Source organism: Alicyclobacillus sp. SO9 (assembly GCF_016406125.1).
Taxonomy (GTDB): domain Bacteria; phylum Bacillota; class Bacilli; order Alicyclobacillales; family Alicyclobacillaceae; genus SO9.
In genome coordinates, this window is sequence record NZ_CP066339.1 from 4630726 (window position 1) to 4646085 (window position 15360).

The 15360-nt window shown below is 46.4% G+C and carries 12 protein-coding genes; 4 read left to right on the forward strand and 8 right to left on the reverse strand.

Annotation, left to right across the window (positions count from 1 at the left end):
* Positions 1–151: 151 nt before the first annotated feature.
* Positions 152–427, forward strand: a complete 276-nt coding sequence (locus tag GI364_RS21585; RefSeq protein ID WP_198854152.1) for a metal-sensitive transcriptional regulator — start codon at positions 152–154, stop codon at positions 425–427.
* A 381-nt stretch (positions 428–808) separates the two neighbouring features.
* Here the strand turns inward: GI364_RS21585 and GI364_RS21590 are convergent, their stop codons facing one another.
* Positions 809–1558, reverse strand: coding sequence for a YwmB family TATA-box binding protein (locus GI364_RS21590; RefSeq protein WP_198851237.1), 750 nt, complete (start codon positions 1556–1558; stop codon positions 809–811).
* 151 nt (positions 1559–1709) lie between these two features.
* On the opposite strand from GI364_RS21590, the gene spoIIR reads away from it, so the two are divergent.
* Entirely contained in the window at positions 1710–2396 is a 687-nt protein-coding gene (gene spoIIR, locus GI364_RS21595; protein ID WP_198851238.1) for a stage II sporulation protein R, read from the forward strand.
* Between the two features lie 107 nt (positions 2397–2503).
* Here spoIIR and GI364_RS21600 read toward each other — a convergent pair whose 3' ends face one another.
* Entirely contained in the window at positions 2504–3532 is a 1029-nt protein-coding gene (locus GI364_RS21600; RefSeq protein WP_198851239.1) for a C39 family peptidase, read from the reverse strand.
* A 1122-nt stretch (positions 3533–4654) separates the two neighbouring features.
* Between GI364_RS21600 and GI364_RS21605 the strand changes: the two genes are divergently transcribed.
* A complete protein-coding gene (locus tag GI364_RS21605; protein WP_198851240.1) occupies positions 4655–4996 on the forward strand; it encodes an ArsR/SmtB family transcription factor in 342 nt (113 codons plus the stop codon).
* A gap of 212 nt (positions 4997–5208) precedes the next feature.
* Positions 5209–6876, forward strand: a complete 1668-nt coding sequence (merA, locus tag GI364_RS21610; protein WP_198851241.1) for a mercury(II) reductase — start codon at positions 5209–5211, stop codon at positions 6874–6876.
* A 432-nt stretch (positions 6877–7308) separates the two neighbouring features.
* Here merA and GI364_RS25180 read toward each other — a convergent pair whose 3' ends face one another.
* The 6 genes from GI364_RS25180 to GI364_RS21640 form a co-directional block, all read right to left on the reverse strand.
* A complete protein-coding gene (locus GI364_RS25180; RefSeq protein WP_198851242.1) occupies positions 7309–7479 on the reverse strand; it encodes an aminotransferase class V-fold PLP-dependent enzyme in 171 nt (56 codons plus the stop codon).
* Positions 7480–7712: 233 nt separating this feature from the next.
* The gene (locus tag GI364_RS21620) at positions 7713–8960 is read right to left on the reverse strand and encodes an MFS transporter (protein ID WP_198851243.1); all 1248 of its coding nucleotides are present in this window, start codon (positions 8958–8960) and stop codon (positions 7713–7715) included.
* Positions 8957–9577: a rhodanese-like domain-containing protein gene (locus tag GI364_RS21625; RefSeq protein WP_198851244.1), complete on the reverse strand. Its 621-nt coding sequence runs from the start codon at positions 9575–9577 to the stop codon at positions 8957–8959. The genes GI364_RS21620 and GI364_RS21625 overlap by 4 nt, the downstream gene beginning before the upstream one ends.
* A gap of 144 nt (positions 9578–9721) precedes the next feature.
* Positions 9722–10387 (reverse strand): ArsR/SmtB family transcription factor, encoded by a 666-nt coding sequence (locus tag GI364_RS21630; protein WP_198851245.1) that lies wholly within the window; start codon positions 10385–10387, stop codon positions 9722–9724.
* Between the two features lie 692 nt (positions 10388–11079).
* Positions 11080–12354, reverse strand: a complete 1275-nt coding sequence (locus tag GI364_RS21635) for a Tn7-like element transposition protein TnsE (protein ID WP_198851246.1) — start codon at positions 12352–12354, stop codon at positions 11080–11082.
* Positions 12354–15356, reverse strand: a complete 3003-nt coding sequence (locus GI364_RS21640) for a Tn3 family transposase (RefSeq protein WP_198851247.1) — start codon at positions 15354–15356, stop codon at positions 12354–12356. Before GI364_RS21640 ends, GI364_RS21635 begins: the two co-directional genes overlap by 1 nt.
* Positions 15357–15360 lie beyond the last annotated feature (4 nt).

Below are 15360 nucleotides of genomic sequence, written 5' to 3' on the forward strand. Positions count from 1 at the left end.
ATTGTTCCTCCTTTCCTTATCACTGCACGATTTTTACGTATTGTACCTCAAACGGCTGAAAAAATCCGTACTCTATGGCTGACACGAAAAACATGCATTGAAATAATTTTGAACTTACTCTCATTAGATTATCCTGGGGTGATTACATTTGATACATTCTTACGGCGGAGACAAGGCCAAATTACTTGCTAGACTACGTCGAATCGAAGGACAGGTTCGAGGAGTTCAAAAGATGATTGAGAATGATAGATACTGCGTGGACCTTCTCGCTCAATTGGCCGCAGTTAAAAATGCTACTAATAAGGTCGCTCTTTCCGTCCTAGAGTCTCACACGCGAGGATGCGTCACTGATGCCATACAAAATCGCGAATCAGAAGATGAGAAAATAGACGAACTCATGGACGTCATTCGTTACTTCACAAAATAATCCATAGAACTAGAATCCCCGGATTCAGCCGACTTCTGGCGTATCCCCGGGGAAACGTGAGTAAATATGTTAATGGCACGTAAAAGCGAGTCACTTCTTTCGCAGTCACGTGAAGTGTAATGATAAGACTCATTATATGGTTTCCACTCATCAGAATAAAATCTATACTGCTATAATATGCAAAGTCGTCGCATGCGGCCCATGCGACGACCGTAAGTTGTGTACTCAACAACCCTCTCAGTTTATTCTTCATTCCCATATCCTGTTACGAAAATCCTTATACATTTAATGTACGGATAAGTGCACGTCGAGTAGGGATGCAGCGGTAGTCTGTATGTTTCGTGATGGAAAATAAGATATTAAGGTTCAGTACATCATCGTTTAGTATGAATCTATAATGATGGGACTGCCTACATGGAAATACGAGGAGGAATCATCAGAGTGTAATGCGATCTGCACATTCATTTTGCGGCCATTTGTCCTTAGATGAATTGGCAGTTTAGAAGAATAAGCAGATAGACTCGTGAGTTCATGATTTTGGATACCTTCAATTGGACGAGCATGTATTCCTTTAAGTGCCTCTTTAATCACAGATTGTGCCTTATCGTCAGACAATTTCTCTGAGAGTAACCCGCTGATGGATACACTAATACGCCCTGTCCAAGCTTTAGTCAAAGGTACATCACTCATTTCTTTAATAACCACCTCCATTTCACATAATTGATACTGATTTCCTTCCGCACGAATCACTAGGATTTTCGATTGCTCGTTCTTCCTTATCAAAATCGAAACCCGGATTCCATTTGGGCGGAACCCGATGATTTTACATGTACCCTTGTATAATGATACTTGGGTCAACCGTTGGTCGATTTTTAATCGTTTGGCAAACCGATATCCTTGAGATTGTATATCTGCCGAATCATCTTTTCCCGCCGAGCTCTCCCCATAGTAGTGAATTCTAAAACAATTCACTATTTCCGGACTGAGTTCGGTCACTGCCAATCGGACAATAGATGTCTGTACCTGATGGTAATGTTTATTACATATGCTACTCCAAGATATTTTACTTCGCTCTACAATGGAATGCCACAGCGCTTCATTGACTGACATAAAATTATCAAACAGAATCACTAGATTCACTTCCTACCATTTGCATCTACTTAGATATTGTCTCCAAATACATGTACAAAGATACATCATCATTGATGTCTTTATTTCTAGGTTTATCTTGCGTATGAAATGGTGACACTTCTACTAGATTTGGTAGAGGTGGCGATACAATATGAATTTACGGCGTGTACTTCTCTTTCTGGCTGCTATTTCTTCTATCGTAGGTATCAAACGATATTTGTTTCCTGCTGCTGTATCAAGTAATCATCAGGATGCCCTTATTCACAATCTAGCGACACCGCAGGAAGCTCCCATTCCTAAAGAAGCATTGAGATTGCGTATTATTGCCAACAGTAACAGTCCTAAAGACCAAAGCGTGAAACTTCAAGTTCGAAATGCCATCGTAATGAAGGTTGCCAAATTACTACAAGGTACACAAACCCAGTCTGAAGCCAAACGTATACTCAAACAGAATACATCTTCACTTGAGCAAATAGCGGTGAACATAGTCCGTCAAAAGGGGCAGGAGTACCCCGTTCAAACAGAGGTAGCCAAAGTCCCATTTCCAACAAAGGTGTATGGCAATAAAGTGTATCCTGCCGGTGATTACGAGGCCCTTAGAATTGTACTTGGAAATGGAAAGGGTGCAAATTGGTGGTGCGTTGTATTTCCGCCACTATGTTTTATAGACATTGCTGAGGGGGACGCTGTTGCAAACTCTAAAGGCTTTCCCGACACTCCCCCACTCGAAACAATCCAAATAGCGGGCCCACAAGGTAAACCAACGAAAGTTCAAGTAAGAATGCTGTCATTGGATCTCGGTGAAGAAATTTGGCACGCGGTAGAAAACCGCCTGTAGTGCCGAATGATTTGTGGGTTTATCCCCCAATAAGACGGACTGTAGAGCTAAACACGGAGTTTAAAGCGGGGCTCTCAACTAACCTGTGACTCTGTTGTTCTCATTTTCTAGTCCTTGAACTTCTCAGGTGCGACCGTCATCGCCTGTTTACCAAGCTGATCCCATGCTTTGATAAATGGACCAATCGGGACTTTTTCCGCGGCCACACCGCCTTTCAGCGGATTATTGATGTACACGTAGTGTTTATTATAGCCTACCAAAAGGACTGCGTGTTCAAAGAAGGTGGCTTTGACCGTTCCCTCTGGACTCTTCCAACTAACCCATGAGTCCGTCGGTTTAAAGGAAGTTGTATCCCACACTTCAACAGGCGTTCCATTTGCCACAATCGCCTCTAAGTTCTTAAAGGACATCCCCGTTAAATCAAGACCGCGGCCAGGCAAAATTTTGTTGACTAGTTTAGTCAACGGCCCATGATAAATACCATATCCGAGATTCTTTTTCCCTGAAACGCTCCCAACAAAACCAACATTCGGATTCCCCCATGAAATCCATTTCTTATTTTTTCTTACAAGTGGCGTCTTGTCCTGCGGCTCCTCTTTAGCCAAGGTCAGCTTGCTAACTGGATGTTTTTCAAATGTGAGCAACATAGCCAGGCTTGTCACTTCACAGCCATTACGAAGCTGTGGTAACTGGGAAATGGCCGGGACATGAATCAGTGCATGACTCGGTAACGAATGTTTCATCATCTTCTGTACAATATCGTGTTTGCTTGGAACATGGTTCTCGTAATGGTTGGAGCTATCCCCGTCCTTCGCTTTGACTGTAGCTCCGCTTCCTATTTGTCCCTTTGCTGATGATGGCGTCTGTCCTAGATTGCTGGCCCCTCTTGTCTGATTTACAGAACTGGAACTGGAGGTTGAATTCCGTGGCCCGGAAGCGGACGTTGAGTAAACGTTATAGTGACTTACCTTCTGAATAATCCACGCGGCGGTTGTACTTCCGCCAAGGACAGCTAAAACCAAGGTTGCCGCAGCCAATCGGCGTGTACGCTTGTTTGGTACCTTGCGTGCGTTGGGCGGGATTTTGTACCCAACTTTCCTTTTATGCTGTTGTTGCTTTCTCTTTCTATCTCTCATTTTCACCATCCCCAAGTTGTGAGTATCAATAAATGCTCTAGGTAATCAGAGATCTCTGTAATGGACTTATGTTTCGCTTATCAAATCTGAAAGATTACAGTCCTTTACGGTGATACATAGAGACGAATTGTGATTTAGGAGCATGTGACAAATCAATTTTGATACTGTCTGTGAGGACTCTTTCATCATCCACCAGTAAAATTGGAACCGTGAACCTCCTCGAAGCCCAGCGTATAAGGTTAGCAGGGCTTTCGAATAGGTCCTGTACCATTACATATATACTGCCATTGCTGCGAGGGATAAGACTAATACGAGAGATGTAATAGTCTTTCAACACTCTTTCTGTCAGGTTTCACGTTGACGTCTTCACCGTACGACTCACTACCGTTTGTATGGTGTTTTGAGAAACCTCTCTCTTCTGAGAGCGGTCTTCGAATTTCATTTATGATTCATAAAACCACTTCTCGTACCACTGTAGACTTGCTCCCTATAGGTCGTCTTCTCACGGCTTTTATTTATAGAGTAATGTGTAATGTTGAAGAAAGTATGAAGACTTCAGGGGAAACTTCCGGACCCATATGGGGTCACGTCACGAAACGGATATTTCTCTACGCTAAGCGTCTTGTATATCGTGAAACGTCTTGGCACGTCTAACTTAACAGCAGAAGCGTCAGAATTGGCTTATTTGGGGGTTTTCCTGACGTCATGATATAGACGTCTAAGGCTCTAATCTGACAGTTCAGAGCCTTAACGTACGATTTTCCGTTTCATGAGCAGACCCCAAGCACATAGTCACAGCTCCCTCTGTTCGCGGAATCTCAATCAACGGTTGAGCAGCACCTCTACCCACAACTTTGGATTCTGACTCCCTCAGGTCCATAATGCTTTTCTCGGACTTCCAGAACCTTTTTATCAGGAAGCTATGTAATCCACCGCGTTTTGCTTGTTTAGTACATATTTTAATATTAAAATATGTTTGCAAGCCATTACTGGCTGCCAGGAAGTATCGTCTTTTATGGGGCGTTGTAATGTTCACTGTCTCACGCAAAAAGAGAAATCTGGGACAGCGGATTCCATTTACATACATGCCTCAAAAGAGAATCACTGGGGAGTATGATGGCTATGTATGAGTTGAATATTGAACCGCATATCAGTTCTGCACAGACAGAGATTTATGCAAAGTTTTTTCACGGATTGTCGAACCCGACACGATTTAAAATCGTGGAAGCTCTTCTGGACCAAGAGTTAAACGTGAGCCATCTCGTGGATATTATCGGGGCCTCTCAAAGCCAAGTATCAAACCAGCTCGCTTGCTTGAAGTGGTGCGGCTATGTGACATCGAGACAAGAAGGTAAATATATTCTATATCGCATATCCGATGAGCGTGTTCGCACCATCCTGCAACTGGCAAAAGAAATTGTTGCCGGCAATGCCGAGAACATTCATTCCTATACTCGGATGTAGCCGGTGCATTGCTGGTGTACTTGCGTGAATTATGGGCAAAGCAGTGGCCTGAAGTGCGAAATTGTCGGTGTAACCTTCAATTCTCCTGGGGATACTGATGTTATTTACCGGACGTAGTGTTGCAAAATGAATTCGTTTCGGAGTCCGATAGATGCGGTGCCCGTACGTTCGTATTTATGTATTTATGTGAGATTTTAACGGAGGGATTTCATATGACTGAATCAAGCAGCAAAAAACAAGTTCGACTCGTCGTAAAAGGCATGACTTGCGATGATTGTGAACGCCATGTCTCCCATGCGCTTGAAAGCGTGGGAGCGGACAATATATTAGCGAGTTTTCGCCGCGATGAAGCTACATTCGAGTTGACAGACCTAAATCAGCTTGATGCTGCCAAACAGGCGATTACGAATACAGGGTACAAGCCTGGTGACGCTACCGTCCTCGGCGATCCACAGCCCAGCGTTCTACCCGATACGGGTGGGAACTTCGACTACGACTTGCTGATCATCGGGTCAGGCGGTTCAGCATTCTCAGCGGCGATTCAAGCCGTGTCGTATGGTGCGAAAGTTGCCATGGTGGAGAGAGGAACCGTCGGTGGGACGTGCGTAAACATTGGTTGCGTACCCTCAAAGAACATGCTTCGGGCGGGTGAGATTAATCGCATAGCGACGCAAAATCCGTTTCAGGGGCTTAACACATCGGCCGGACCAATCGATTTGGGTAAACTCATTGACCGCAAAGATGAGTTGGTTGGAGACCTCCGGCAAGATAAGTATGTGGACCTGATTGACGAATACGGCTTTGAGCTCATTCAAGGTGAGGCTCGTTTTGTAGACGAGTCGACTGTTGAAGTGAATGGACAAAAGATCATGGCTCGAAATTTCCTGATTTCTACCGGAGCATCTCCTGCTGTGCCCAATATTCCGGGATTGAATGACGTGGATTACCTGGTCAGCACCACGGCGCTTGAACTCAAAGAGCTTCCAAAGCGATTGGCTGTCATAGGTTCTGGATATATCGCCATGGAGCTTGGCCAGATGTTCCACAACTTCGGCACAGAGGTTACTCTGATGCAGCGGAGTGCTCGTGTATTGAAGTCGTACGATCCTGAAGTTTCGGCGGCAGTCACCACGGCGTTGACAGACCAAGGGGTCGACATCATCACCGGGGCGACATTCAATCGAGTCGAGCAGGACGGGGGCATCAAACGGGTACAGCTCACTGTGAATGGCCAGGAGCAAATCGTCGAAGCGGAAGCCTTGCTCGTTGCAACAGGTCGAAGGCCCAACACGGAGACTCTGAATCTGAGCGCAGCAAATGTACAAGTTGGCGATCGCGGTGAAGTTCTGGTGAATGAATATCTTCGCACGAGTAATCACCAGATCTATGCGGCAGGCGACGTTACAATGGGACCCCAGTTCGTATATGTGGCAGCATATGAAGGCGGGATTGTAGCAAAGAACGCACTGGCTGGAAGCGAAGAAAAAGTTGACTTGACGGTCGTTCCAGGCGTGACATTTACGAATCCAGCGATTGCAACTGTCGGTCTTACAGAAGAACAGGCAAAGTCCAGTGGATACGAAGTTTTGACTTCCGTACTTCCGCTTGATGCAGTACCTCGGGCTTTGGTCAATCGAGAGACCACAGGCGTATATAAACTGGTGGCAGATGCCAAGACACGAAAGATTCTCGGGGTTCATGTGGTGGCAGAAAACGCAGGAGACGTCATATACACGGGTGTGCTCGCAGTGAAGTTTGGACTGACCATTGAAGATCTGCGATCAACGCTTGCTCCGTACCTAACCATGGCGGAGGGGGTAAAGCTGGCAGCACTGACGTTTGACAAAGACGTGTCAAAGCTTTCATGCTGTGCTGGTTGAATCCAGAGCGAAAGCAATTGCGGTGCTGTCTTCACAATGACGATTGTTGGGAGACTTGTCTGGGTCGTCCGTTGGTAGCTCGGTACGTGCAGTGTAGGTGTAGCGAACAGAAGAGAAAGCAGATAGGGCTGTATTCATGCACTTGCCTGGAATGGTCTAGCAAACGAGAATGATGCGATGGATTAGGGTTGGATAGGAAGAGACGGCTCTTTTCTTGATGTATTCATTTGTTTAACCATTCTCTTGCAGCGCGTTTGCCAACTTCTCTTGAAGCTGTTTTTCAGCTTCTTCCCGGTTTATGCGTTCCAAAACCGTTCGGCTGATAGCGAGGATGCGTTGTGCATGTTCCTTCGTAAATTCCCCGCAAGTAAGTTATAAAAAATTTGGTTCCCTATATACCGAAGATACGCCGCTACTTCTTGGCATCATCAATTAGGAGAAATCCACTTGTAAAAAGAGGTCAAGCGTCTGTCTTGCTGGTTTTCCTGCCCAATGAGTCGTGGAAGAATTCCCATAAAAATCCGTGAGGAACGGTTGCATCGCTTGTACAACTTCTGATGCAATGGGTGTGCTGGCATTACAATCAAGATAAATTCTCTGCATGTCTGTATCTCGTTATATCCGACATACTATTCAAAGGAATTTCCAAATGAGATCGTGGCCAAATCCATCCAAGGCTGGATAATGTGCCTTTGGTACCAAATCGAACTCCTATAAGACTCATAAGTGGCAGGATTCGTTCCGCATTGTCATTACCGTAACTCTACTTACCATTCTTGAGCATGATTGAAACAAGCTGTGATAGTATGCTCAGTTTGGACTAGTGCACAACCGCCTTAATCCCCAGATACAGTTTTTCGGTTCCCCTGTGCATGGTGCGTCGTCAGTGACTCTCGTAGAATTGTAGTCACCACAAGACTGGATATAATCTCCAATATCCCCACTATTAACATGGCGTGCGAAATTCCCAGGAGATCCGCTAGAACCCCAGAAAAAAGAGCCCCTGCAGCATAACCAAAATCTCTCCAAAAACGGTAGACTCCCAGAGACGATGCACGGGACTCCGATGGCGCCAAATCGGATATTGCAGCAATCAGGACTGGATATACGAGTGCAGTCCCCAATCCTAATCCGACTGCGCCAACGAGCCAGTAGGTAAAAGTGTCCATGAAGACAATTTCTAAGATAGACACACCCTGAATGAACATGCCAAGCCCAATCAGCCACTTCCGCCCGATCCGGTCACTAAGCGGTCCGCTAAAAAGTTGCAGAATGCCCCATGTACCAGGATACACTGCGACAATCGTTGCAATGGACGACAAATCCAGTCCTCTTGCTACGAAAAATAACGGGAACAATCCCCATGCCATTCCATCCTTGAAATTCGTCATAAAACCAGCCTGACTGACACTGAACAATTGTTTATCCTGCCATGAAGTTATCAGAAAACTTTGGGCCAACGAAATGGTGAGTGATGAAGATCCGCGTTTGTGGCCAGTGTGGGTGTTTCGGACTAAAAAGAGCGACATGAACAGACCGATAAAAGCGAAAACGACTCCCAGATAGAACGGTTGAGGACGGACCCCATAGGTTGCTGCGATATATCCAGAAAGCAGTGCTGTTATTGAAATAGCAAAATACCCAGCAAACTCGTTCAGTCCAACAACCAAGCCCCTGTATTTGGAACCGGCCAAATCAATCTTCATATTCACAGTCATGGACCAACAAAATCCTTGGTTAATCCCAAGCAAGACATTCGCAAAGATAATCCATCCCCAGTTTGGAGCGAACATAACAATGAAGGGAATAGGGATTCCAATGAGCCATCCTAGGACCAGCAACTTTTTTCTCCCAATTCTGTCTGCCAAACGCCCGGCAAACAAATTGGAGATGGCCTTGATGACACCAAAACTGACAATAAAAGAGACTGCTGCAATTTTACCATACAAACCGAAATCTTGATTTGCCACAAGCGGCAGAACAGTTCGCTCCAACCCGACCATTCCGCCCACAAAGAGGTTCAGAACTACCAAAAGGGTGATTTGCGCTGCGTTCTCACGGAGTAAGCTATTCGTCTCCGTCATGATTGGACGCCGTCTATGGGTCCGCCATGGTCCTCCCATGCATGCATACCGTAGGGGAGATAAAGCACATCAAATCCCTGTGCTCGTAGTTTGGCGGTAGCAGCGATACCACGGTACACTCCGGCACAAAATGCTACATATTTTTTTGCGATGTTTAGCTCTTGATCCAACCAATTTAATTTTGAGAGAGGAATGTTTATCGAACCATGAACGTGTTTTTTGGTCCATTCCTCTTCAGTACGCACATCTATAAATTCGAATGAGATGCGATTCTTCAGCAGGTTATCGATTTTTATCGTTTCGAGTGTCAATGTAGTATATCCAGCCTGCTTCCATTCATCATAAGAGGCATATCCTTGTACAGTTCCGCCAACTTCCCGAACGAAGCTTAGAATGTCGGTTGAAACCATAGCTTCTTCAGTGATGAAGACCACGTTTCGTGGATGCGGCCAGATCTTGTGCAGGTTGCTAAAAAAGTCTTTCTCGCTACTTGGTAAATTGATTGAGCCGAGAATAAATCCTGCCATAAACTCCGATACGGAGCGAAGATCCAGAACATCCAGTGAATTGGCCTGTAGAAACTTCTTCAGCTCTTCAGTAGAGAGCTTGGAAATCATCAGTTTTCCTCCTCGACTTGTGATAAAGAACTCGGCTAGTTTTGTCTAGAGCGGCGGTCCGAACTGGGAACTTTATATGCACTTTACTTTTTCCAATGTTTCATTCATAGCGGTCAATATGCCAAATAAGGTACACTTCGCGGCTCAATGGTATGTGGAATAAAGCTCATTCCATTCCCGAACTCCTTCCTGTAAGCGAATCGCTTTGTATCCTTTCGATGTAAGCAAGTCAGTTGCTTGAGTAGCATACACGCAATATGGACCCCGGCAATAGGAAACAATCTCCTTATTTCGTGGTAGGGTTGACAGTTTTGTCTCAAGTTCTGTAATCGGAATCGAGATCGCTCCCGGTATGTGAGCAACGTCATATTCTTCTTTGGGTCGAACATCTATGAGGGTAATATCACCCGATTTTAGCCGGGTCTCTAATTCCTCAACAGACAACGGTTCGGGAAAATCCGTGTCTTTTGTTAGTTCTTCTCGCAAGTGATTGATCTCGGTCAGAATCTCCTCGCCTAAATCTTCAAACAGTAACAGCAATTTAGTCGTGGTTCCACTCGATAGTTGGTAAACCGCATACGTACCCTGTTTTTCGAAACGAACCATTCGTGCTTGTAACAAGACCTGTAAGTGCTGAGAAACGTTTGCCACACTCGCCTCTGTTTCATGAGCCAATGTCTCGACTGTTTTGGGCCCCTGGGACAAAAGTTCAAGTATCTCCAAACGCTTTGGACTAGCAAGTGCCTTTCCAATTCGGGCGAATTGACTATAAATTTCATCTTTCCACGCTCTCGTATCGTGCTCGAACAATTCATCACCTCATCCAATAGTATTCAATTGAATACTTGAATTATGAACATAACAGATCAAATCGTCAAGAGGCTAAAACAAAGACTGTCTTGGGATGACCTTCGGTGCTTGACCTTTAGCCCGCTATTATAAACATCTGGGCCAGGAATCCTGGTCCATCTCACATTTGCCATGAAAGTGCAAGTCGCTGGTTATGATGTGCTTCACGGCCGCTTCCTGAATGCTGCCCGTTAATTCAATATCCATATTGTTCCATAATCAATTGCGGTCCAAAAAGAGGATCTGGTGTCATCTGTGGTCAATTGATATATTAATTCACAGTCCAATTCGCATACGAAATAGCACGTACACATGAATCATTTCCACTCATCCAAAACCCCTTGCGATTTGTTATTCTAATTCAAAGGTGATTTCACGTATAAGATTTGATTTATAAAGAAAAAACGGAGTGCGATTCATTATGCGAATTTGCACTCCACTTGCTGTTATTTACCGTTTTGCACCTGAGAAGATAAGCCGTTAGGCTGCTGTAATCGGCAACCTTTGTAATTATTTCATATTGGATTCGCCTGTATTTGGTAATTAGAAAATGCCCCTTTCGCCGACAATTTGTGCATAGCACCGTCAAATTTGCTTGTTATTCTGTTGGCCTTGAATTAGAACGAAAATTTGTTAGAGATTGGCGCTCTTAATTAATCGATTCTTGTCAACAACCGATTCACTTTTCGTGCCAACCTCTGTCCCCAAGCCCACGAGTCACTTCTACGATGTCTTGCCAAAACGTAGTGGTTCTCCATCAAAGCAGTGATACTTGCGCGGTCCCATGCACCTTGAGGCGTGATAGATTCATTCAGGAGTCTCACAGCAGTCTGTAGAGGAGCCTTCGGCGCATGAAATTGTGCGTAGAGTAACGTCGACATACTGTGTCCATCTCGACCATCCACCTCCAATATGTACACCTTCCTGTTCATCGAATGAATCGCAACAACGGCATAGAGGCGGTCGGCTTCGTCTAACGTTCGTGAAATGGGTGATTCTTTAGGGATTCTCTCAATGATGAACCCGACATCGTACCCTCGTTGAAACGTCATCCCGTCAATGGCCCGGAAAAATGGCAACATCGAATCAGGTACTGAGCTTTCTTCAAGTCCTCTAAACGGAGTAAACTCACCGGCGGGCAAAAAGCCCTGCCCTCCCTCCTCATAAAAACTGACCTCCCTCGATTCAGACTTACCCACTTTGCGATATCTAGTGACGTTTTCCTGCGCACCGTTTTTTCCAATCCCCGACCTAGGCTTCATCCCTAATTCGTGAACCTCCATATTCGATACGTTAAAGTGTTGAGATATGTCGGTACCCAGCATGACAGGTTGGGTAATCGCCGTTGGACTCGTGGGTTCACGCGGAATTTGAACCTCTCTATTTGAAGGGGAACTTGAGTGGCCTCCCTTTGATGACCCAACGTGAAACTCTCCGTGCTTCACCGAGTTCGGGTGAGAGAACCAAATCTTCGTAAATGGGAAGGAAGTTGAAGATTCGGTGCGAACGATTCGAAGTACAAATGACAAGGTTCCCGAAGAGTACCCGAGAGTTGTCCATCGGCTCCCCGCCAAATGAGGTGGCTCACAAGTAAGGGGAACCGTGCACCCCGCATCGTTGTTACTCGGTCGGTTGTGCCAGACCTGTTTCCACCGTTCATTCCAATCAGGATTCGTTAGAATTTGCCCAATCAATGCGACCGTATATTTAGATCGAAGGATGCTGTGCGGCATCTTTTTGTCGAATCTCATCCTAAGAATGTTACCATCCAGGGTGGCCCTCACAAGGTCCGCTAAACCGCTAGGGGTCAGTATTGCCTCAGCCATCATCCGATTTGGGCAATAGAATGCGCGGATGACCTCAATACGGGGTCTGTGTAGCAATGGAACAGAAAACCGGAATAAGCGATCCAGTTTATGTAACGCCATCAGAAAGAATCTGCACTCCCTCGATTTAACGGTCGTAAATCACCATGTGCAATTTCTTCTGGTAAGGTAAACGAGTATCGGCCCACCATGTTAATGTGGTCGTGTCCCACGGGAGAAAGCCGTTTTATATCAGTAAGGTCCATCATTTGACCTTGTACTCGCAAATTTTGCAAGGCCGCACTCATATACCGGGTATTCCAAAGAACAATCGCATTCACGACGAATCCGAGTGCGCCGAGTTGATCCTCCTGGCCTTCCTTGTATCGCTGATGAAGCTCTCCACGCTTGCCATAGCAAACAGCCCGAGCTAGGCTGTGACGACTTTCTCCGCGATTGAGCTGCGTCAATATCCGTCGCCGATATCCGGGATCATTCAAGTAATTGAGCAGGTAAATTGTCTTGTAAATCCGCCCGTATTCCCCAATCGCTTTCCCTAAAGTTGTCGGTCGGCCGTCACGTTGAAGAGTTCGAATCAATCGAGAGGCGGTGACAGTTCCAAGTTTCAAGGAACCGGCGACACGTAGCATATCGTTCCAGTTCTGAACAATGCGCTCCGGGTGTAAACGGTGGCGAGCCAAATCATTGAGTGGCCCATAGTTGGCAGCGGGATCAAGCCGCCAAAATCTTGATTCTCCAATGTCAGCTAAGCGCGGACTAAATTGATACCCCAAAAGGCCAAACAGTCCAAAGATAATGTCACTGTACCCAGCGGTATCCGTCATGATTTCTTGGGGCTGTAGGACCGTTTGTTGTCCTAATAATAGATCTAGCAGATACAGCGAATCCCGAATTGTTCCAGGAATGACGATGCCATTCAACCCTGTAAACTGGTCGCTAGCGAAGTTGTAATATGTCACGCCACGCCCGGCACCAAAGTATTTGGGATTGGGACCCGCGTGAATCGTCCGAACCGGTGTTACAAATCGAAGCCCATCGGCAGATGCAACTTCGCCGGTACCCCATGTCGTCGCCAACTGCAGGCCGCTTTGATATTCCACGAGTTTATTGTTCGCTTGTGTGAGCGTTTCAGCTCGAAAATAGTTTTGCTCAACCCAAGTCAATCGATCCCGAGTCAAAGCGGGGACACCCAATTGGACGACCGGTTCCAGTCCGATGTTACATGCCTCGGCAATCAGCACCGCACAAACGCTAGTCGTCAGGTCCTGTACCCTCGACCCACCTTCACTAAAGTGGGTAAAAGCATCTGCAAATCCGGTCCAGGTATTGACTTCAAGCAACAATTCCGGCAAGTCAATCCGGGGTAGTAGGGATTGAATTTGTGACCGAAGTGTTTGCAGAGAAGGAGGTTCCTCCAATTTGTCCAAAGCGGTCAAAACAACCCGGCTCTTCCCCTGAATGTTCTCCATACGGACATCTGTATTCTCAGGCCAACGTTCGGCGGTTTGTTGATACGCGGTGTTCAACTTCTCCCCGAGTTCTCGGACTTCCTGCTCAGCATCTATAGTTCGATCCAACGTGCGTAAAACTTGTGGACGCACTGCTTCCCAAGCCTGTCCCTGGAGAAGTTGTGCCCTTGGGTCATTGTATCGCTCACTCGGAGTAACGAAGATGTCGTGGTGGCGCAGAGCTTCATGGATGCGAATGAGTACCCAGAACGTATAGGCCCGTTGCTGAATCTGATCATTCTCGTCATAGACTACCTGCTGCCAAGAAGTTGTCATTCCGGTGACGGGTGCCTGTGTCCAAGGGATCTTCTTCGCCCCCTCATAGTCACGTAAGAATCGCCAGGCGTCTAAAACTGGCTTTGCAGATGAATTCGCCTCGAAATGAATCATCCGAAACATCTGGGGTAAAAACCGACGAATCCCGTTGTAATGGCTAAACAACTGCGTAAAGTACACATTTTCCTCTGGCCGGCGCGTTAGGGCATCGATGGTTTGAATGGAGTCTGTCAGTACCTCAGCAGATACCCGAGCAAAAATCGTTGCCCGAAGCTTGGCATCCGGTGTCTGATCGTTTAGGAGGATTACACAGGCTTCCCGTAACTGACGTGCGGCCGCATCCAGATCGCGGATCGTTCGGAGCCGGGCCCGCTTCCCCTCTTGCTGGGTCTTGGCTAAAAGTTCAGTCATAAGTCGATCAAACAACTCCAGCAAATCGTCCTGAGCCGTAATCGCAAAAACGTTGGCAAACGCGACTAAAGTGGCCAGTTGTCGTTCCAAAGACATCCGGGATATCGCCTGTGCCCTGGCTGCAGCCGCAAAACGGGCGAGGGTGTGCAGTCGTCCTACAGGAATGTGCGACAAATCCCAAGTCGTACCTCCGTAAGAACGGACGACTGCCAAGCGTTCTAACCCTTCCAACATCCCTTTCGCCGTAAGGTTTGTTGGTGGACGGCGAAGATGGTCTAATTCGGTTTGTCGAGAGGAAACTTTCGCAGTCAACAACTGCTCTAGTCGATTACGCTCAGAGTAGTTTGGAACCTGGGCCAAGAGGCGCCAGAGCCGGGTGGCCACGCGGTCACGGATCTGGGCAATCAGCCGTGCAAGTATCGTTACACCAGGCAATAAAACTTTCTTTTCTACACACCTGGCCGTGGCTAAATCAAATAACACGCTGGGCCGTTCTGCAGTCAACCAAGCGTGGTGGTACAACCATCTCACGAATTCGAAGTGATGCGGCTGGTCTGGGAAATCGCGATATCCATATGCCTTTCGAATTTCCGCTGTGTGATCCCACCGACTCTCCGAACCACGATAACGCTCGAAAACACGAGTATTGGCCATTTGCAGTTGACTTGCGACATACCTTACAACGGATATTGGGACATCCGTGGGATCGGTTAAAAAGGTCCCTAAAAATCTGACGGTACCGAGTTGGATAGCAAACCCCAGTTGATTATGGGAACCTCGATGTTGTGTGACAAGATGGTGATCGCGGTCATCTAGCCAAAAGTAACGAGCCAGTTGTTCCGGTGTTGGCTCTTCAATCATTCGACCGTATCGGCGCTCTTGTTCTGGAGTAAGGAAATCTACAGGCACGTTT